Source organism: Streptomyces sp. NRRL S-87 (assembly GCF_000719335.1).
Taxonomy (GTDB): domain Bacteria; phylum Actinomycetota; class Actinomycetes; order Streptomycetales; family Streptomycetaceae; genus Streptomyces.
This window is the reverse complement of record NZ_JOGB01000077.1, coordinates 1-18,295: the sequence shown is the minus strand read 5'-3', so window position 1 is coordinate 18,295 and position 18,295 is coordinate 1. Positions and strand designations below refer to the sequence as shown.

Sequence of the window (18,295 nt, the reverse complement as noted above, 5' to 3'; positions counted from 1 at the left end):
GCCGCGCGGGGTGCGGGCCCCCGCGCCATGGGTCGCCGGGAAGGCTCCGCGGGCGCGCGGACCCGGCGAGCTGGCGCGGACATGTCGGGCGAGCTGGCGGGGACATGCCGGGAGCGTCGATTAAAGTGACCGGGTGAAGATCGCGCTCATGGACTCCGGAATCGGCCTGCTGGCGGCGGCCGCCGCGGTGCGTCGGCTGCGGCCGGACGCCGATCTGGTCCTCTCCTCCGACCCCGACGGCATGCCCTGGGGGCCGCGCACCGCCGAGTCCCTGACGGACCGGGCCCTGATGGTGGCGCGGGCCGCCGCCGAGCTCGACCCCGACGCGCTCATCGTGGCCTGCAACACCGCCACCGTGCACGCCCTCGACGCCCTCCGAGCCGCCCTGGAACCCGGTATCCCGGTCATCGGCACCGTCCCGGCGATCAAGCCGGCCGCCGCCCGCGGCGGCAAGGTCGCGATCTGGGCCACCCCCGGCACCACCGGCAGTCCGTACCAGCGCGGGCTGATCCGCTCCTTCGCCGGAGGGGTCGACGTCACCGAGGTGCCGTGCCCGGGCCTCGCGGACGCGGTGCAGTGGGCCGACCCCGACGCCGTGGCCCGTACGGTCGCCGCGGCGGCCGCGCTCACCCCGCCGGACGTCACGGACGTCGTGCTCGGCTGCACCCACTACGAGCTGGTCGAGGACCCGATCCGGGCCGCCCTCGACGAGCGCACCGGCGGCGCGGCGCTGACCTACCACGGCTCGGCCGACGCGGTCGCGGCCCAGGCGCTCCGCCGCATCGGCGTGGGCCCGGCCCCCGCCGCCGACCCCACGGGCACGCTCACGGTGCTCCTCACCACCCGCCCCTCCGCGCTCCCCGCGGAAGCCCTCACCTACGCCGAGGGCCGCCTCCTCGACGCCGCCACCCCCGCCCTCCCCCTCCCCACGGAGGCCCCCGCGGTCCACTGACCCCCGCGCCCGCCCCGACGGACCCGGTTCAGCGGTGCGTGTGGCCCTGTCCGGGCCGACGGGTCAGGTGAGGGCGTTGATGATGCGGCGGCTGACCTCGTGTTCCGCGAAGTCGCGCAGGTGGGTGAGGAAGATCCAGACGTGCCCGTCCGGGTCGCGGAGGATCGCCGTGCGGTCGCCGTGGAACTGGTCGGCGGGCTCCTGCAGCACCTCGGCCCCGGCCTCGGCTGCCCGTTCCGTCAGCGCGTCCACGTCCGGGACCCACGCGTGCACCGCCACGCTCGCGCCGCCGAGCGCCGCCGGCGCCGCGAAGGGCCCCGTCGCGTCGCCGACCATCACCAGCGACTCCGCTATGCGGACCTCCGCGTGCAGGATCCCGCCCTCGGGGGTCTCGATCCGGAACTCCTCCCGCGCCCCGAAGGCCCGCGTGTAGAAGTCGATCGCGGCGGTCCCGTCGGCCACCATCACGTGCGGCACGGCCGCGTTGCGGTACCGGGCCGGGACGACCTGGCGTACGTCCACCCTGCCCGGTGCCCCGTCGTTCGCGTGGCCGTTCGCCCTCGTCGTCCTCGTGCTGGTCATCCTGGGCTCCTTCGGCTCTCGGCCCTCGGCCGTCGACCGCCGGCCCCGTGCCGGCGCTGCGCCGGGTGGCCCCCTGCCGGGGCCCGGAGGCACCGCCGGGGGCACCCGGTACGCCGAACGTAGGACCTCAAGCCCGCTTGAGGTCAAGGGCCCCGGGTAGCCGCCCGAAAGGATGCGCAAGCGCTGCCTCCCCTCCCCGTGCATGAGTAGGCTGCCCCCCATGAGGGACCTCCCCACCGGGCCGGTCTGGACCGGCCGCGCCACCAACCGTGCGCAGTGGCTGCTCGCGGCCGCGGGCATGGCCTTCCTCGCGCTCGGCGTCGGGCTGGCCGTGGAATCCGCCTGGTCCGGCGGGCTCGTCCCGCTCGTCATGGCCGTCGTCGGCTGCGTGGCCGCCGGGCTGCTGATCATCTACGGCACGCTGGCCTTCGTCCACGTCGCCGTCACCGTGGACGACGACGGGCTGGAGGTCCGCTGCGGGCACATCGGCGTGCCCCGGCGGCGGTTCCGGCTGGCGGACATCGCCTCGGCGGAGTTCGTCCCGCGCGTCACCCCGCGCCAGTGGGGCGGCTGGGGCTACCGCTGGCGGCCCGAGAAGGGCACCGCGGTGGTCGTGCGGCGCGGCGAGGCGGTCGTCCTGCGCTTCGGCGACGGCCGGCTGTTCACCGTGACCGTCGACGACGCCGAGACGGCGGTACGCGTCATCCGCTCGCGCCTCGCCCACCCGGCCCCGCCCTCCCCGGTCTGACCTTCAACCGCCCCCGAAGCCCGCCTCGCGCGCGCACCGTGGTCCGGGCCGCGATCCGGAACCTCCGCCACCGGCCCCGCCGTACGTCTCCCAGGTGACCGTCGTACACTCCGCCAATGAGCAGCGCCACCCGCACGACCGCCACCGAGCCGTCCGCCCCCGCGCCCGTCCGGGCGCGCCGAGGCGCCGCCCGGCTGATCGATCCCGGGCTGGCCGCGGCCGCCGGCGTCCTCCTGTACCTGAGCTTCCCGCCCCGCCCCCTGTGGTGGCTCGCCCTGCCCGCCTTCGCGCTGCTCGGCCACGTCCTCCACCGGCGCCGCCCGCGCGCCGCCTTCGGACTGGGCCTGCTGGCCGGTCTGGGCTTCATGCTGCCGCTGCTCGTGTGGACCGGCGAGGAGGTCGGCCCGGTGCCGTGGCTGGCCCTCGCCACCGCCGAGGCGCTGCTCATCGCCCTCGGCTGCCTCGGCATCGCGCTCGTCACCCGCGCCCCGCTGTGGCCGGTCTGGGGCGCCGCCGTGTGGGTCACCGCCGAGGCGGTCAGGGCCCGCGCCCCGTTCGGGGGCTTCCCCTGGGGCAAGATCGCCTTCGGCCAGGCCGACGGCGTCTTCCTTCCCCTGGCCGCCGTCGGCGGCACCCCGCTGCTGAGTTTCGCCGTCGTGCTGTGCGGCTTCGGCCTGTACGCCGTACTGCGCCAGCTGCGCGAGGGGCGGCGGCGGCCGCTGGTCGCCGCGCTCACCGTGCTCGTACCGGTCGCCGGCGCCCTGGCCGCCCGTCCGCTCGTGGACGACGGCCCGGAGGACGGCACCGCCACCGCCGCCGTGATCCAGGGCAACGTGCCGCGCGCCGGCTTCGACTTCAACGCCCAGCGCCGGGCCGTCCTCGACAACCACGCCAGGCGGACCGTCCAGCTCGCGAACGACGTCCGGGCCGGCCGCGTCCCCAAGCCCGACTTCGTCGTCTGGCCGGAGAACTCCTCCGACCTCGACCCGTACGCGGAGTCCGACGCGTACGCCGTGATCGACAACGCGGTGAAGGCCGTCGGCGTCCCCGTCTCCATCGGCTCGGTCGTCGCCCCCACCACCGGTCCGCTGCGCAACACGCAGATCCTGTGGGACCCGCAGCGCGGACCGGTCGCCACCTACGACAAGCGGCACATCCAGCCCTTCGGCGAGTACATCCCCATGCGGTCCGTGGCGCGCGTGTTCAGCTCGGACGTGGACCGGGTGCGCCGCGACTTCGGCCCCGGCAAGGTGCCCGGCGTCTTCACCATGTCCGGCAGCCGCGTCGGGCTCGTCACCTGCTACGAGGCGGCCTTCGACGACGCCGTGCGCGACACCGTCCGGGCCGGCGCCCAGGTGATCTCCGTCCCCAGCAACAACGCCACGTTCGGCCGCAGCGAGATGACCTACCAGCAGCTCGCGATGTCCCGGGTGCGGGCGGTCGAGCACAGCCGCTCGGTGCTGGTGCCCGTCACCAGCGGCGTGAGCGCCGTGATCCGACCCGACGGCCAGATCGTGCGGCAGACGAAGATGTTCACCCCGGACGCGCTGGTCGAGACGATTCCGCTGCGCTCGTCGGTCACCCCGGCCACGCGGCTGGGGGCCTGGCCGGAGTACGCGCTGGTCGCCCTGGCGGCCCTCGGGCTCGGCTGGAGCGCGGCGTTCACCGCCCGGGCCCGCCGCCGTACGCCCTGACCCGGTCCGTCACGCACCGCCTCGAACCCCCTAGGGTCGTGCCATGAGCACCCCCGAGTTCATCCGCCGCATCCGGGCCACCGCCGGCCACCAGCTGCTGTTCCTGCCGGGCGTGACCGCCGTGGTGTTCGACGGCGAGGGGCGGGTGCTGCTCGGGCGGCGCGCCGACACCGGCGGCTGGTCCGTCATCGGCGGCATCTCCGAACCGGGGGAGCAGCCCGCCGAGACGGCGGTGCGCGAGGTGTACGAGGAGACGGCCGTGCGCTGCGTCGCCGAGCGCGTCGTCCTCGTGCAGTGCCTCCAGCCGGTGACGTACGCCAACGGCGACGCGTGCCAGTACATGGACATCACCTTCCGCTGCCGGGCGGTGGGCGGCGAGGCCCGGGTGAACGACGAGGAGTCGCTCGACGTGGCCTGGTTCGCCGTGGACGCGCTCCCGCCGCTGGAGGCGTTCGCGCTGGACCGGATCCGGCAGGCGCTGAAGGACGAGCCCACCTGGTTCGAGCCCGCGGGCACGTGAGGCGGCATCGGCCGGACGGCGGTCAGCCCCCCGACACCGCCGCCTCGCGGTACAGCTCCCGCGCCCGCTCGCCCAGCACCGCGCTGTACGACACCTCCGGCACCGTGCCGCCGCCCTCGTACCCGCCCAGCACTCCCACGAGCCGGCCCGTGGTCGTCAGCCACGGACTGCCGCTGGTGCCCCCGCTGTAGTCGGGGCACTCGATGCGCCGCTGCGTGGCGCTGAACAGGGAGGTCTCGTTGCGGCACAGCAGCGGGGCCTCGGCCGTGCTCGGGTAGCCCACGACCGTGACGTCCACGTCGTCCGGCTGGTCCGGGGCCACCGTGAAGCCGCCGAGCACGTCCTCGATCTCCTCCCCGTCGAGCGGCGCCACGGTCGCGAACGCCACGTCCGCGTCCGGGTCCTCGTCCGCCGTCCAGCCGGGGTCCACGTACGTGCCGGTGAGCCGCCACACCCCGTACGGTGCGTCGCCGTCGCGGTAACCGGGGACGAACACGGTCCGCCCCGCGTCCTGGGTCAGGCAGTGGGCCGCGGTGGCGATCAGGTTCCGGTCGTCGCTGCGCACCACCGACGCGGTGCAGTAGTGGCCGCCGTCCAGGCCGCCCGCGAACAGGGCGCCCACCCGGTCGCTCTCGTCCGACTCGCGCGCCGTCACGGTCTCGCCCGGCGGGAGGTGGGCGCCGTTCGCGGGCGTGACCGTGCCGAGCAGTGCGACGAGCGGGGTCATCGCGATCAGCACGCGCGCGCCGGTCCGTACGTGCCGGGCCTGTCGGGGGAGCATGCGGTGGATCATGCCTTGAGCCTGGCCCGGAAAGCTATGAGCGGAGGCTCCCGTTCCTTGAGAATCTCCTGTGAATCCGGCCCGCGAACGGATCGCATGCGGACATTCCGCAAGGAAGCCGCGGCACCCCGCACGTCTATCGACGCGGCGGACGGTTCCGCGGTCCCGCTTGTGCAACCTGTCGGGCGAACGGCCCGGCACCCCGCCCCTAGCCTCACCGCAGGAGCACGAACGAGGGGCGGTACCGGTGAACTGGCTGATCCACGACTACCGCGAGAGCGATCTCGCCGCGGTGGTCCACCTCATCGACACCACGGCCGAGCTGGGCCAGGAGTCCGTCTTCTCGCTGGCCGAGTGCATCGGGGCGCTGACCGACCGGCAGCCCGCCGTCGTCGCCGTCCACCAGGGCGTGCCCATCGGCGCGGCGCTGGCCTGCGTGGCCGGCGAGCGCGCCTGGGTGATGCGGATCGCCATCAACTCGGGCTGGCGCGGCCGGGGCCTGGCGAGCGCCCTGCTGGTGGAGCTGGAGCGGCGGCTGATCGCCGCGCGGGTGAGCCGGATCGCGTACGTGCTGCCCGAGGAGGACCTGCTCGGTGAGGGGCTGCTCAACGCGGGCTACACCCGTCAGCCCGCGGTCGCCTACTTCGAGAAGACCGAACCGCTGCACGGCCCCGCGGCCGGGCTCCTCGACGACCTCGGCGGCCGCTTCCTGCCCAACGACCTGTGGGGCAGGGTCGCCGGAATGGAGAAGGAGAAGGACCTCATAGAGCGGCGGGTCGTCCTGCCGCTGGCCGAGCCCGAGCGGGCCGCGCAGCACGGCGTGCGGCCGCCGCGGGCGATCACCCTCTTCGGCCCGCCCGGCACCGGCAAGACCACCTTCGCCCGGGCCGTCGCCTCCCGCCTGGGCTGGCCGTTCGTCGAGATCTTCCCCTCCCGGCTGGCCGACGAGGGCAACCTGGCCGCCGCCCTGCGCGACGCCTTCGCCCGGGTCGCCGAGCTGGAGCGGGTCCTGCTCTTCATCGACGAGGTCGAGGAGATCGCGCCGGTGCGCAGTGAGCCGGCGCAGCCCGGCGGCATGCACGGGGTGACCAACGAGCTCCTCAAGCTGATCCCCGGCTTCCGGGAGGGCGACGAGCGGCTGCTGGTGTGCGCCACGAACTCGATCCGGTCGCTCGACCCGGCGTTCCTGCGCCCGGGGCGCTTCGACTACCTGATCCCGATCGGCACGCCGGACGCGGGCGCGCGGGCGGCGATCTGGTCGCGGTACACGGCCGGGCGGCCCGACGTGGACGTGGCGGCGCTGGTGGCGGAGACGGAGCTGTTCACGCCCGCGGACATCGAGCACGCGGCGCGGATGGCGGCGCAGGTGTCGTTCGAGCGGGACCTGGAGGCCGTCGGCGGGCGGCCCGCCTCGCCGCTGCCGCCGGGCGCGACCACCGCGGACTACCTGGCGGCGGTGGCGCAGTGCCGGCCCACGGTGACGCCGGCGATGACGGGCGAGTTCGAGGCGGACATCACGGCGCACGCGCGGGTGTGAACCGTACCGGCCGCACGGCTGGCGCGCCGCACGGCGTCGGCGTGCAGGGGCGGCCTGTCCTTCGGTTCGGGCCGGGTGTTGCGGACCCGGCACGATCCGAAGGACAGGCCCCGTGGTGCGCGCGTCACACGCCGGCCCCCCGGCCGATCCGGGCGCCCGCCCCCCGGCTGATCGGTCCAGCCCCCGCCGTGGGCCCGCCCCCGCCGCAGGCCCGCCCCCGGCGCGGGCCTCAGTCGGCGAGTGCCGCGTCGAGCATGCGGCGGGCGACCGCGCGCAGTTCGGCCGGGTCGGGGGCCGGCCGGGAGCGGGCCGTGGCCCCGGCGAGGCGGTCGTACAGCAGTCCGTCCGCCCAGGCGACCAGCAGTTCGGCCGCCTCGCGCGGCCGGGGGGACCCGAGCGCGGCGAGCAGGTCGGCCGCCTGCCGGCGCGCGCCCGCGCCCGCCTGGTGCAGCTCCGCGTCCAGCTCCGGGTTGCGCGCGGCCTCCAGGCTCAGTTCGTAGCGCGCCAGTTGGCGCTCACGGCCCGTGGTCAGCCAGTGCAGCAGCAGCGCGGCCAGCATGCCGGCGACCCCGTCCCGGTCGGGTGCCCCCGTACCGGCGCCGTCGTGCGCCCCGCCCCGCCCGACGCTCTCGTAGTCCACCGTGTCGAGTTCGGCGAGCCGGTGGTAGCAGGCGCCGATCAGGGCCGTCCGGGTGCGGAAGTAGTACGACGTGCTGCCCGCGGGCAGTCCCGCCGCGGCGTCGACCGCCCGGTGCGTGAGCCCGCGCAGCCCCGCGCCGGCGACGGTGGCGATCGCGGTGTCGGCGATGAGCGTGCGGCGGTCGGGCGCCCGCCCGCCCGCGGGTGCCCGGGCGGTGCGCGGTCGGGCGGCGACGGTCGGGTCGGAGCGGTCTGGGCTGGACATGGCCTCACTCTACAGCTGTAGAGTGACGCACGTCCCTCTACAGCTGTAGAGGCCGACGCGTCCGCGGTGCGGACGGCAGTGCGCGACACGAGGAGGAAACGGCCATGCCCGGGAACGGACGCGAGCGGCACGCACTCATAGCGGGGGCCGGCATCGGCGGGCTCGCGGTCGCGGCGGCCCTGCACCGGCGCGGCTGGCGCGTCACCGTCTGCGAGCGCGCCAACGAGCTGCCGCTCACCGGCGCCGGGATCGTCCTCGCCCCCAACGCCCTGCGCGCCCTCGACGCGATCGGCCTCGGCGACACGGCCTGGGCCGGCGAGGCCCTGCCGGCGGCGATGGGCCTGCGCCGCCCCGACGGCACCTGGCTGCGCCGCGCCGACACCGCCGCCGTGGTGGCCCGGTACGGCCGCGCCCCGCTCGCCGTGCACCGGCCCGCCCTGGCCCGGGCGCTCGCCGCCGCCGTGCCGGCGGGTTCCCTCCGTTTCGGTGCGGCCGTGACGGACGTCGACCGCCCGGACTCCGACCGGCCGGTGGTGCGCACCACCACCGGGGACGTGGCCGCGGACCTGGTGGTGGCCGCCGACGGCATCAACAGCGCGCTGCGCCGCCGGTTCTTCCCGTCCCACCCCGGACTGCGGCACAGCGGCGAGGCGGCCTGGCGGGCGGTGATCCCGGGCGCCGGACTGCCGGAGCTCCTCACCGCCGAGACGTGGGGCCGCGGCGAGCGCTTCGGCATCGTCCCCCTCGCGGACGGCCAGGTGTACGTCTACGCCACCGCCCTCGGCCCCGAGGGGTACCGGCCCGCCGACCACCGCACCGAGCTGCTGCGCCGCTTCGCGCGCTGGCACGACCCGATCCCCGAGCTGCTCGACCGCCTCGACCCGGAGACCGTGCTCCACCACGACCTCCACGACCTGGCTGTGCCGCTGCCCCGCTTCCACCACGGTCGGATCGCCTGGCTCGGAGACGCGGCCCACGCCATGACCCCCAACCTGGGCCAGGGCGGCTGCCAGGCGATCGAGGACGCCGCCGTCCTCGCCCGCCTGTTGGACGGCGCCGCCGCACCGGTACCCGGGGGCGGGGACGTCCCCGCCACGCTCGCCGCGTACACCGCCGCCCGCCACCGCCGCACCACCACCATCGGCCTGCGCGCCCGGCGGGCCGGGCGGCTGGTCCAGCAGACCCGTCCGCTCGCCGCGGCCGCCCGCGACCTCCTCGTCCGCCTCACGCCAGAACGGGCCGCCCGTCGCGCCATGGACGAGATATTCACGGGCGTGGAATTCTCATGATCGACATACCATCGGCCGCATGATGCTCTCTTATGACCAGGCCGGCGACGGCCCCACCGTCCTGCTCCTGCACTCCGGCGTCTGCGACCGACGCATGTGGGACCCGCAGTGTGACGACCTGATCGCGGCCGGATACCGGGTGGTGCGCGCCGACTTCCGCGGCCACGGCGAGACCCCCGCCGACTTCACGCGCCCGCGCCGCCCCTTCGAGGACGTCCGGGACCTCCTCGACCACCTCGGCATCGAGCGGGCGGTCCTGGTCGGCTCCTCGTTCGGCGGCCGGGTCGCCCTCGAGACCGCCGCCCGGTACCCGGAGCGGGTCACCGCCCTGGCGCTGCTCTGCCCCGACGTGCCGGGCCTCGAACCCGGCCCGGCCCTGCGGGCCTTCGGCGCGAAGGAGGACGAACTGCTCGAGGCGGGCGACGTCGACGGCGCGGTCGCGCTCAACGTCGACCAGTGGCTCGGCCCGGAGGCCTCGGCCGAGGTCCGGACCCGGGTGGCCGAGATGCAGCGCCACGCGTTCGAGGTCCAACTCGCCGCCTGGGCCCTGGCGCAGGCCGCCGCGGCCGAGGAGGCGGGTACGGAGGCACCGGAGCCCGCCGAGGACGCGACAGGAGCGGAGGGAGCAGCAGGAGCGGAGGGGGCGGAGGAGCCGGCGGAGCCGGCCCTCGACCTGTCCCGGATCCAGGCGCCCTGCCTGGTGGTCGGCGGAGCGCACGACGTCGCGGAGTTCCGCACGGCCGCCGCGGGACTGCCCGGCATCCTGCCCCGCGCCCGCCACGTCGAGCTCGCCTGGGCCGGCCACCTCCCGTCGCTGGAGCGCCCGGCCGAGACCGCCGAGCTCCTGCTCGGGTTCCTCGCGGAGCACCGGGCCTGAGGCAGGGCCGACCCGGAAGGACCGGCGCCCGCGCCGCGCGTCGCGCGCGGTGCGGGCGCCGGGGGATCATCCGGCCGGAGCGGGCGGGATGACCTCGGCCGGGGCCGTCGTCGGCGCGTAGCGCTGGACGCTGCTGGTCGTGGGGACCAGGTCCCTGTGGATGGCCCGGGCGATCGCCTGGATCGTGGCCACGCCGTAGTCCATGGTCGCGTTGTCCTGCGTCAGGACCGTGATGCCGTAGTCGTGGCCGGCCCCCTGGAAGGCGCCGATGCTGTGCACCCGCCAGCCGTGCGTGGCCCGCGGCAGCCAGCCGTTCTTGACGTGCACCTTCACCGTCGACGGGGCGCCGGCCGGGGTGCCCCAGCGCTGCGCGGCCACGACCTTGTTCATGAGCTTGAGTGCGTAGGCACGGGAGTTGTCGCTGAGTACCGTGTTCTTCCGGGTGAGCAGGCGCAGCAGCCGCTGCTCGTCCCGCACGGTGATCCGCGTCAGGCCCCAGTAGCCGTTGGCGCCCGGCACCGTCTGCGTCATCCCGGCCGACGTGAGGAAGGCCTTGACCTTCGTCACGCCCAGCTGGCGCCACAGCGCCGTGGTGGCGTTGTTGTCGGACTGGGTGATCATCGCGGTGGTGAGGTCCACCTCGCGCTGCGTCAGGTACCGGTTGTGCTTCTTCGCGTCCCACAGGAGCGTGGCGAGGACCGTCGCCTTGACCACACTGGCCGAGTCGTAGCCCACGGTCGCACGGAAGGTGCAGGTCGTGTCGTTCGTCCGGTCGTACAGGCCGACCGAGATCGAGCCCTTGCGGCCCGCCATGGCCGCGGTGATGTCCTGCTTGAGCTTCGCCGCCAGGCCCGCCTTCGCCGAGCTGCACGTGACCGTGGAGGTCGCCGTGGCGGCGGCCCGCGGTGCCGTGGCCGCGGCGGCGGGCGCCGCCGTCGCCGCGAGCGGTGCGAGGGGTACGAGCACCCCGGCCGCGACACCCGCGCTGACCGCGCGGGCGCGCCGGGATATCCGGTGCGTCATGTGGAGGTTTCCCATCCCGTCGAAATCGAGCGGGCGCGCCCCCGCGCGCCCGTTCGTACTCGACACGCCAGGACGGGCCATGGTTGCGGCGGAGCAGGAAGCCGATATGAAAATGTGTCCGGACTGCTGGGGCGTCACGGGCTCTATCGGGACGAATCGGGCCGGTAGTTGAGCTGGGCGGCAGCCCTTAGTCGCAGCGGTACGTGAACGCCGCCACCGCCGTTCGCCGCTGCGGCGACAGCAGCTCGAGCTCGGCCGTCGCCCGGTAGACGCCCTGCCCGCGGAAGGACCACAGCAGGTGCAGCCGCGCCTCCCGCTGCCCCCGCGCCACCCGCTCCGACAGCGGCTCGGACCGGGTCCCGTCGTTGCGGACCCAGCGGTACGAGAGCGTGCCCGGCCGGCCGTTGGTCCGTACGACCGCCACCACGTCGGCGGCGGAGTCGCAGCCCGGCGCCCGGGCGGGGGCCGCCACCGTCAGCGAGCGGACCTCGACGGCGGGTCCGAACCGCTGCCACGCCAGGCAGCCCAGCACGGCCAGCAGCACCACCGCCGCGAGCGTGTAGCGGCGCAGGCCCGCCCACCGCGACGGCCGCGCGGGCACCCCCGGACCGCGGCCGCCCGGCGTGCCGCCGTGCCAGACCATCGTGGTGGTGATGCCCGCCGGGTGTACGGCTCCGGCCGTCACGCCGGGACCGAACCGCAGCACGGATCCCTCGACGCGGTCGGGCACGGCGGCCGCCCGCACGGTGTCCGCGTGCCCGGCGCCGGACACCTCCGGGCCCGCGTCCCGCACCGTCGGCACGGGCGCCCCGACCGGGCGCGGCAGCCGGACGGTCGGGGCGTTCCCGTCGTCCTGCACCGGCCCGTCGTACCCCACCGGGCCGTCGAACCAGTGGCTGCCGAGCACGGTGGCGCTGTACTCGTCCGGCACGGCGTGCTCCGGCGCGCGCTCCGGTCCGCCGCCGCGCGCCGGCTCCTGAGGGCCCTGCGGCCCGGACGGGCGCCGGCCGTAGGGGATGCGGGGATCGTTCATGTGATCGTGCACCGCCTGACGAAGACCTGCTGGACCGAGGAGGTGTTGCCGGCGGCCGGCGTCGTGGTCGCGCGCACGCCCCAGTAGCAGCCGGAGCCGGTGAACTCGTGGGTCAGGGTCAGCGGCTCGCCCCCGTACCGGTGGGTCCCGCTGCCCTCGGAGGCGCCGAGCGCACCCTTCTCGTCGCTGGTGAACCACTCCACCGTCACGGTCACCGCCCCCCGGCCCTCCGTCGTGACCGCGACCACGGCCTCGCCCGTGGAGTCGCCCGTCTGCCGGAAGGACGTGACGTCCACCGAGCGGACCGTCACCGCCGGGGTCCCGGGCCGGGTCGTCGTCGGGGCGGTGGTGGGCGGCCCGCTCGTGACCGTCGGCGCGGTGGGGGTCGGCCAGGCCGTGGTCGGCCGGGTCGTCGGCGGCCAGGTCGAGGTCGGCCGGGTCGTGGCAGTGGTCGGCCAACCGGTCGGCGTACCGGTCGGGTACGGGTCGGTCCAGCTCGGGCTCGGCGAAGCCCCCGGTGTGGGCGACAGGGACCAGGACGGTGACGCCGCGGGGGACTCCGGGCCGGTCGGCCCGCCCGAACTCGGCTGCGTCGACGGCCTCGTGGTGGCGAACGAGCTCACCACCGCCCGCCCGCCCGGCTCCCCGCCCGCCGCCTGCGAGGCGAACACCAGCACCGCCCCCGCCACCAGCGACGCCCCGGCCGCCAGCCAGCCCCGCGGGCCCGGTCGCCACCCGCCCGGCGCCTGGCCCTGGCCGAGCGAGGTGGTGGCCACGTCCGTACCGCCCACCGCGGGCCCGCCCGCCGAGGGGAACAGCAGCGGCAGCAGCGCGGCCAGTACCGCCAGCCTGCGCTGCCCGCGCGCCTCCCAGTCCGGCCCGTACGCCGCCCGGGCGAGCGCCTCGAGCTCCGCCACGAACGCCTCGGCGTGCGGCGGTCGCTCCTCCGGAGCCTTCGCCAACCCCCGCCGGATCAGCGGACGCACCGGCTCCGGTGCCGCCTCCTCCGGTACCGGCCCCTCGATGTGCTGGAGCGCCAGCTCCGCGAAGTTCTCGCCGCGGAACGGCTTGCGGCCCGTCAGGCACTCGAAGAACACGGCCGTGGCCGCGTACACGTCCGCCGCCGGCGAGGCCGCCGCCCCCCGCCACTGCTCCGGCGCCATGTACGCCGGCGTGCCCGCGACACCCGGCGTGGTGCCCCGCCCCGCGGCGATCCCGAAGTCCACCAGCTTCGAGGAGCCGTCCGCCGCGACCAGCACGTTCTCCGGCTTGTAGTCCCGGTGCACCACCCCCGCCCGGTGCGCCGCCGCCAGCCCCAGGAGCGAGCCCTTGAGCACCACCAGCGCCGGCTCCGGATCGGTGCGACCCTCCTGGGCGAGCAGCGACCGGAGCGGGATCCCGTCGACCAGCTCCATCACGATCGCGGCCCCGCCGGGCGCCTCGACGTACTCGTACAGGCCCACCACGTACGGGGAACGCAGCCCGCCCAGCAGCCGCGCCTCCGCCCGGAACTCCGCCACGAAGGCCGGGTCGGAGCGGAAGCGCTCGCTGAGGTACTTCACGGCGACCGGGATGCCGGTCGCCCCGTGCACCGCGAGCACGACCCGGCCGCTGCCGCCGGAGCCGAGCTCCCGGGCCTCCGTGTAGCCCGGAACCGTCCACGCGTCCATCCCGCCGCCCCCTGCCGTGGCGCCAAACCGTGACCGACACCCCACCAGACACGATTTCCGCCACGGCCGGTTCCAACCCGTCCGAATGCGGCCGACCCCCGCGGAGCGGGGGCGCACGCCGTCAGCCGGACGGCGCGAGCGCCGGGCTGTGCGCCCCGATCATCGCGTGCAGCCGGTCCGCCGCCGCCCGCCCGAAGACGGGGTCGTTGATGTGCGTGTCGTACTCCACGCATTCGGCCGCACTGCCCCGCAGCCCCGCCCGCAGCGCCCCGAACAGCGCCCGGTCGGCCTCCGGGTCGTGGTACGCGCCGCCCGGCGCGCCCAGCGTCGACAGTCCGCGCAGCGGCACGCACACGGCCGTCGGCCCGGTCGCCGTCCGCAGCTTCGCCGCCACCAGGGCGCCCAGCCGCGCGCACTCCGCCTCGGTCGTGCGGATCACGGTGATCGACGGGTTGTGGACCTTGACCCGCCGGTAGCGCACCCGCTCGGGAAGGGTGGCCAGCGGCCCGAACTTCACCATGTCCAGCGCCCCCAGGCTCACCACCTGCGGCACCCCCCGCCGGCCGGCCGCGCTGAGCCGGTCCGGACCGGCGGTGAGGATCCCGCCGCACAGCTCGTCGGCGATCTCGCTCAGCGTCAGGTCGAGCACCCCGGCGAACAGCCCCTGGTCGACCAGGGACTCCAGCGTGCGCCCGCCCGCGCCCGAGGTGTGGAAGACCAGCACCTCGTACCCGAGCCCGGTCAGCCGTTCGCGCGCCGCGTCCACCCCCGGGGTGGTCACCCCCGCCATGCTCGCCGCGACCAGCGGCCGTCCGGCGTTGCCCAGGTCGGCGGGGTGCACCGCGCGCGAGGCCGCCGCGAAGCCGCGCGCCATGCCCGCGACCGCGTCGGCGGCGTTCGCGAGGACGGGGGCGGAGACGCGGTTGATGCCCGCCACGTCGACGACGCTGTACATCATCGCGATGTCCGACGACCCGACGTACGGCGCCACGTCACCGGACGCCATCGACGAGACCATCACCTTCGGCACCCCGAGGGGCAGCGCCCGCATCGCGCGGGTCGCGATGGACGTGCCCCCGCTGCCCCCGACGGCCAGGACCCCGTGCAGCCGGCCCTCGGCATGCAGCCGTAACACGGTGCGCTCCGCGCCCCGGGCCATCGCCGTCACGGCGCCGCCCCGGTCGCCGGCGGCGCGCAGCTCCGCCAGTTCCACCCCGGCGGCCCGCGCCACCTCCTCCCTCGTGACATCGGCCGGCACCCGGGGTTCGCCCATCACCCCGGTGTCGACCAGTACCGTTTCCACGCCGGCGCGTCGCAGTCGCTCGCGCAGCCAGCCGTACTCCACGCCCTTGGTGTCGAGCGTTCCCACCAGCACGACGATCGTCATACTTGAAATGTTCACGGGGAGTCGCAAGGTGACACGTCACGGTCAGGTCAAGACCCGTGCGGCCGTCATCCGTCCGCCAGCAGCTCCGACAGTCGTTCGAGGAAGGTGAACTGGCCCTTCACCAGCTTCGCCTGCGCCTCCGCCGGCACGCACCAGGCCACCCGGTCGATCTCGGGGAACTCCTGGTACGTGCCCGAGCGCGGCGGCCACTCCATCCGGAAGGTGCCCGGCCGCACCGCCTCGGGGTCCAGCTCGGCCTCCACGGCCCACACCGTGACCAGCTTGCCGTTGGCCTGGCGCACCTCCCCCAGAGGGAGGTACGGGCCGGGCGGCGGTGCCAGCCCGAGCTCCTCCTCGAACTCGCGCCGGGCCGCGTCCTCGGCCGCCTCGTCCGGCTCGTACTCGCCCTTGGGGATGGACCACGCCCCTGCGTCCTTCCGCTCGAAGAACGGCCCGCCCATGTGCCCGAGCAGGACCGCCGCCAGCGGCCCCGGTGCGTCCGCGCCGGCCCTGCGGAACAGGAGCAGGCCGGCGCTGCGCTTCTGCGTCATGCCCTTCATGGTGCCCGGCGGGCCGGCACCGGCGCGGGCGGTTGCCCGTACGGGCAACCGGAAGGGCGCTCGCGGACCGACCTCACGGCCGTGCGGGTCGTCGCGGTGGACGTGTCGGCAGGTGGTCCAGGGCGCCCTCGTCCTGGGCGCCCGCGCCGCCGGGGAGATCGGGCTCTTCGGAGACCATCGCCCGCGCCGCCGCCGCGCTCGCCATCACGCGGACCCCCGCAGCCACCGCCGCCGACGTCCTGGAGATCGCGCTGTACGAGTACGGCGTCGTCAGCGAGCCGCCAACCGCGGCGGCCTCGCTCGCGGCGCCAGGGTGACCGAGTCCGACCGCCTGACCTGGCCTGACCCGGTCTGACCTGCCCGGTCAGCCCGGGGAGGCGGGGCAGTAGAACTCCACCGCGATGTTGTCCGGGTCCTTGAAGTTGAGGTGCAGGGCCCCGGACGGATCCTCGAAGACGCCGGAATGCGCGACGTCCCTTTCGTCCAGCCGCGCCTCCCACGCCTCCAGAGCGGTCCGGTCGGCGACGTGGAAGGCGCAGTGGTCCAGCCCGACCCGCGTCGGATCGAAGGCGTCCGCCCCGTTCGTCGTCTCGTGCGTACGGAAACCGAGGACGAAGGCGGTGAGGCGATGGCCGCGAACGGGCCGAAGTCGTCCTCCACGTCGACGACCGTCTGGGTGTCCAACAGCTGGTTGTAGAACTCCGCGCTGCGTTTCACGTCGGTGACGGTCAGCACGAGGTGCCCGATTCCAAGGGCTTCAGGCATGGACGCCACCTCCTCCGGGTGGTGGGCGCTCTTCCTTCCACGCTACGCCGCACGACATTCCCCGCACGGCGGGCCAATGCCCCCGCCGGCGGGCCCGCCCGGCCCGTCCCCGGGCCGCCGGCGGGCGAGGCGCCGGCGAAGTACCGCCTGCGGCATCCGTGGCCGTGTCGCCCGACAGGACGGGGCCTCAGTGGCCGTGCGGGCCCTCGCGGTGGACCGGGCCGTGCGGCGCCGCGCAGTGCGGGTCCGCGGCGGCCGGCTCACCCGCCCGGCCGACGGTCAGCAGCGACTCGTGGACGTGGTCGACCTGGAGGGTGGTGTGGCCGATCGCGTACTCCCCGGCGAGCATCCGCTCCAGGTCGCGGCGCACCGCGTGGCAGTCGCCCGCCGGCTCCACGAGGATGTGCGCCGACAGCGCGGCCTCGCCCGAGGTGATGGTCCAGATGTGCAGGTCGTGCACCTCGGTGACCGCGGGGTGGGCGACCAGCCGGTCGCCGACCGCGTCCGGGTCCAGGTGGGCCGGGGCGGCCTCCAGGAAGATCCGGCCGGAGTCGCGCACCAGGCCGTAGCCCCCCTTCACCATCAGGACCACCACGACGAGCGTGGCGATGGCGTCGGCCTGCACGAACCCGGTGGTGAGCACGATCAGGCCGGCGACCGCGGTGCCGATGAAGGCGAACAGGTCGTTGAGGATGTGCTGGTAGGCGCCCTCGACGTTGAGCGAGGTGCGGTTGGCCTTCGAGATGCACCAGGCCGCGGCCACGTTCACCACGATCCCCGCCAGCGCCGTGACCAGGACCGGCCCGCCCGCCACCTCCGGCGGGTCCAGCAGCCGTCGTACCGCCTCGTAGCCGAGCCAGGCCGCCAGCAGGAGCAGGGTGAGCCCGTTGGCCTGGGCGGAGAGTATCTCCGCGCGCTTGAGGCCGTACGTGAACCCGCCCTTGGCCGGCCGGGCGGCCAGCCGCATCGCGATGAGCGCCAGGACGATCGAGGCGGCGTCGGTGAGCATGTGGGCGGCGTCCGAGAGCAGGGCCAGCGACCCGGCGACGACCGCCACGGTCACCTCAAGCGCCATGAACGTGCCGATCAGCGTCAGGGCGAGGGTCAGCCAGCGGCGGTCGGCGTCCTGCGCCACACCGTGCGAGTGGCCCGCGTGCCCGTGCCCGTGCCCGTGGTCGTGGCCTCGGTCGTGGCCGTGCCCGTTACCCCGGTCGTGCCCGTTCCCCCGGCCGTGGTCGTCCTCCGGGCCGTGGCCGTGGCCGTGGCCGTCGCCGTGCCCGTCGCCGTCCGCCTGCCCGGCTCCGTGGCCCTGGCCGCGTGCGCCCTGCATGCTCCGTGCGCCCTGTGCCCCCATGGCGTGCCCGTCCTCCCGTACGTCGTCCGCGTGCAGCGGTCCGTGTGCAGCCGGCGTCGCGGACAGTCGCGGACAGTGGTCGCTGCCCGTTTCGTCTGCCCTCGACCCGTGAAGTGAAGCGCACCTGTTCGGATAGGGCAAAGGCTGCACCGGTGACCGTTGTCATTAGCGTTAAGGCGCCTCTGACCTGCGGCAATGCTCGGCCGGAGGGATCGTGGGAAAATCCACTCATGGTTGAGCGTCCCGAGGCTCAGACCGCGCCCGAGCTCGTCCTCGAGACCGACGGGGGCGTCACGGTCATGAGCCCCGGCCGGAGCTACCGCATCGGCCGCGACCCGCGCAGCGAGGTCCACCTCGACGACGCCAGGGTCTCCTGGCACCACGCGGTGCTCCGCCCCGACGGGGACCACTGGACGCTGGAGGACGAGCACAGCACCAACGGCACCTGGGCCGACGGGCGGCGCGTCCACGCATGGGGCGTCGGCCCCGGCAGCGTCCTGCGCTTCGGCAGCGCCGCCGACGGCCCCTGCGCCGTCCTGCTCGACCCGGCGGCCCGCCCGCCCGCAGCACCGCCGCCACCCCCACCCCCGTACGCAGCCCGGGGCACGGCTCCGCCGCC

18 protein-coding genes are annotated in these 18,295 nt (G+C 75.4%); 8 read left to right on the top strand and 10 right to left on the bottom strand.

The features are described 5' to 3' along the window. Window positions 1–133: 133 nt before the first annotated feature. Entirely contained in the window at window positions 134–952 is an 819-nt protein-coding gene (locus tag IF43_RS0132215) for a glutamate racemase (protein ID WP_030209140.1), read from the top strand. 63 nt (window positions 953–1,015) lie between these two features. Here IF43_RS0132215 and IF43_RS0132210 read toward each other — a convergent pair whose 3' ends face one another. Further along, window positions 1,016–1,534, bottom strand: a complete 519-nt coding sequence (locus IF43_RS0132210) for a VOC family protein (protein ID WP_078910621.1) — start codon at window positions 1,532–1,534, stop codon at window positions 1,016–1,018. 220 nt (window positions 1,535–1,754) lie between these two features. Here IF43_RS0132210 and IF43_RS0132205 point away from each other — a divergent pair, with 220 nt between their 5' ends. The 3 genes from IF43_RS0132205 to IF43_RS0132195 all read left to right on the top strand — a co-directional run bounded on the left by IF43_RS0132205 (window position 1,755) and on the right by IF43_RS0132195 (window position 4,496). Then, the gene (locus IF43_RS0132205) at window positions 1,755–2,282 is read left to right on the top strand and encodes a hypothetical protein (protein WP_030209135.1); all 528 of its coding nucleotides are present in this window, start codon (window positions 1,755–1,757) and stop codon (window positions 2,280–2,282) included. 116 nt (window positions 2,283–2,398) lie between these two features. Further along, window positions 2,399–3,976: an apolipoprotein N-acyltransferase gene (gene lnt / locus IF43_RS0132200; protein ID WP_030209134.1), complete on the top strand. Its 1,578-nt coding sequence runs from the start codon at window positions 2,399–2,401 to the stop codon at window positions 3,974–3,976. 43 nt (window positions 3,977–4,019) lie between these two features. Continuing rightward, on the top strand, window positions 4,020–4,496 hold the full coding sequence (locus tag IF43_RS0132195) for an NUDIX domain-containing protein (RefSeq protein WP_030209133.1): 477 nt from the start codon (window positions 4,020–4,022) through the stop codon (window positions 4,494–4,496). A 22-nt stretch (window positions 4,497–4,518) separates the two neighbouring features. Here the strand turns inward: IF43_RS0132195 and IF43_RS0132190 are convergent, their stop codons facing one another. Then, window positions 4,519–5,277, bottom strand: a complete 759-nt coding sequence (locus IF43_RS0132190; RefSeq protein ID WP_030209132.1) for a serine protease — start codon at window positions 5,275–5,277, stop codon at window positions 4,519–4,521. Window positions 5,278–5,524: 247 nt separating this feature from the next. Here IF43_RS0132190 and IF43_RS0132185 point away from each other — a divergent pair, with 247 nt between their 5' ends. Next, window positions 5,525–6,814 (top strand): ATP-binding protein, encoded by a 1,290-nt coding sequence (locus IF43_RS0132185; RefSeq protein ID WP_030209123.1) that lies wholly within the window; start codon window positions 5,525–5,527, stop codon window positions 6,812–6,814. A 229-nt stretch (window positions 6,815–7,043) separates the two neighbouring features. On the opposite strand, the gene IF43_RS0132180 is transcribed toward IF43_RS0132185, so the two are convergent. After that, window positions 7,044–7,718, bottom strand: coding sequence for a TetR/AcrR family transcriptional regulator (locus IF43_RS0132180; protein ID WP_158939611.1), 675 nt, complete (start codon window positions 7,716–7,718; stop codon window positions 7,044–7,046). Window positions 7,719–7,822: 104 nt separating this feature from the next. Between IF43_RS0132180 and IF43_RS0132175 the strand changes: the two genes are divergently transcribed. Both IF43_RS0132175 and IF43_RS0132170 read left to right on the top strand, forming a co-directional pair. After that, complete coding sequence (locus IF43_RS0132175) at window positions 7,823–9,007, top strand: FAD-dependent monooxygenase (RefSeq protein ID WP_030209116.1); 1,185 nt, start codon at window positions 7,823–7,825, stop codon at window positions 9,005–9,007. Window positions 9,008–9,026: 19 nt separating this feature from the next. Next, a complete protein-coding gene (locus tag IF43_RS0132170; RefSeq protein WP_030209113.1) occupies window positions 9,027–9,884 on the top strand; it encodes an alpha/beta fold hydrolase in 858 nt (285 codons plus the stop codon). 66 nt (window positions 9,885–9,950) lie between these two features. Here the strand turns inward: IF43_RS0132170 and IF43_RS0132165 are convergent, their stop codons facing one another. From IF43_RS0132165 to IF43_RS0132135, 7 genes are all read right to left on the bottom strand, one after another. Further along, window positions 9,951–10,907: a serine hydrolase gene (locus IF43_RS0132165; protein ID WP_030209111.1), complete on the bottom strand. Its 957-nt coding sequence runs from the start codon at window positions 10,905–10,907 to the stop codon at window positions 9,951–9,953. Between the two features lie 187 nt (window positions 10,908–11,094). Next, window positions 11,095–11,940 carry a hypothetical protein gene (locus tag IF43_RS0132160; RefSeq protein WP_037890984.1) on the bottom strand — a complete coding sequence of 282 codons (846 nt, stop codon included), beginning with the start codon at window positions 11,938–11,940 and terminating at the stop codon, window positions 11,095–11,097. Further along, the gene (locus IF43_RS0132155; protein ID WP_030209106.1) at window positions 11,937–13,610 is read right to left on the bottom strand and encodes a serine/threonine-protein kinase; all 1,674 of its coding nucleotides are present in this window, start codon (window positions 13,608–13,610) and stop codon (window positions 11,937–11,939) included. The genes IF43_RS0132160 and IF43_RS0132155 overlap by 4 nt, the downstream gene beginning before the upstream one ends. A gap of 121 nt (window positions 13,611–13,731) precedes the next feature. Further along, window positions 13,732–14,997 (bottom strand): Tm-1-like ATP-binding domain-containing protein, encoded by a 1,266-nt coding sequence (locus IF43_RS0132150; RefSeq protein WP_030209105.1) that lies wholly within the window; start codon window positions 14,995–14,997, stop codon window positions 13,732–13,734. Window positions 14,998–15,062: 65 nt separating this feature from the next. Beyond that, window positions 15,063–15,548: an NUDIX domain-containing protein gene (locus IF43_RS0132145; protein ID WP_030209104.1), complete on the bottom strand. Its 486-nt coding sequence runs from the start codon at window positions 15,546–15,548 to the stop codon at window positions 15,063–15,065. Window positions 15,549–15,827: 279 nt separating this feature from the next. Then, on the bottom strand, window positions 15,828–16,322 hold the full coding sequence (locus tag IF43_RS43925; RefSeq protein ID WP_369405194.1) for a VOC family protein: 495 nt from the start codon (window positions 16,320–16,322) through the stop codon (window positions 15,828–15,830). Between the two features lie 187 nt (window positions 16,323–16,509). Next, on the bottom strand, window positions 16,510–17,652 hold the full coding sequence (locus tag IF43_RS0132135) for a cation diffusion facilitator family transporter (protein WP_078910619.1): 1,143 nt from the start codon (window positions 17,650–17,652) through the stop codon (window positions 16,510–16,512). Window positions 17,653–17,906: 254 nt separating this feature from the next. Here IF43_RS0132135 and IF43_RS37195 point away from each other — a divergent pair. After that, on the top strand, window positions 17,907–18,295 hold a 389-nt coding region (locus tag IF43_RS37195), incomplete at its 3' end, for an FHA domain-containing protein (protein ID WP_037890982.1).

Excerpts from the sequence above, each read along its gene's own strand:
- IF43_RS0132180 (WP_158939611.1), bottom strand. The coding sequence starts at position 7,718 with ATGTCCAGCCCAGACCGCTCCGACCCGACCGTCGCCGCCCGACCGCGC.
- IF43_RS0132165 (WP_030209111.1), bottom strand. The coding sequence starts at position 10,907 with ATGACGCACCGGATATCCCGGCGCGCCCGCGCGGTCAGCGCGGGTGTC.
- IF43_RS0132145 (WP_030209104.1), bottom strand. The coding sequence starts at position 15,548 with ATGACGCAGAAGCGCAGCGCCGGCCTGCTCCTGTTCCGCAGGGCCGGC.
- IF43_RS0132160 (WP_037890984.1), bottom strand. The coding sequence starts at position 11,940 with ATGAACGATCCCCGCATCCCCTACGGCCGGCGCCCGTCCGGGCCGCAG.
- IF43_RS0132155 (WP_030209106.1), bottom strand. The coding sequence starts at position 13,610 with ATGGACGCGTGGACGGTTCCGGGCTACACGGAGGCCCGGGAGCTCGGC.
- IF43_RS0132210 (WP_078910621.1), bottom strand. The coding sequence starts at position 1,534 with ATGACCAGCACGAGGACGACGAGGGCGAACGGCCACGCGAACGACGGG.
- IF43_RS0132150 (WP_030209105.1), bottom strand. The coding sequence starts at position 14,997 with ATGACGATCGTCGTGCTGGTGGGAACGCTCGACACCAAGGGCGTGGAG.
- IF43_RS0132190 (WP_030209132.1), bottom strand. The coding sequence starts at position 5,277 with ATGCTCCCCCGACAGGCCCGGCACGTACGGACCGGCGCGCGCGTGCTG.
- IF43_RS0132170 (WP_030209113.1), top strand. The coding sequence starts at position 9,027 with ATGATGCTCTCTTATGACCAGGCCGGCGACGGCCCCACCGTCCTGCTC.
- IF43_RS0132175 (WP_030209116.1), top strand. The coding sequence starts at position 7,823 with ATGCCCGGGAACGGACGCGAGCGGCACGCACTCATAGCGGGGGCCGGC.
- IF43_RS43925 (WP_369405194.1), bottom strand. The coding sequence starts at position 16,322 with ATGCCTGAAGCCCTTGGAATCGGGCACCTCGTGCTGACCGTCACCGAC.
- IF43_RS0132205 (WP_030209135.1), top strand. The coding sequence starts at position 1,755 with ATGAGGGACCTCCCCACCGGGCCGGTCTGGACCGGCCGCGCCACCAAC.
- IF43_RS0132195 (WP_030209133.1), top strand. The coding sequence starts at position 4,020 with ATGAGCACCCCCGAGTTCATCCGCCGCATCCGGGCCACCGCCGGCCAC.
- lnt (WP_030209134.1), top strand. The coding sequence starts at position 2,399 with ATGAGCAGCGCCACCCGCACGACCGCCACCGAGCCGTCCGCCCCCGCG.
- IF43_RS0132135 (WP_078910619.1), bottom strand. The coding sequence starts at position 17,652 with ATGCAGGGCGCACGCGGCCAGGGCCACGGAGCCGGGCAGGCGGACGGC.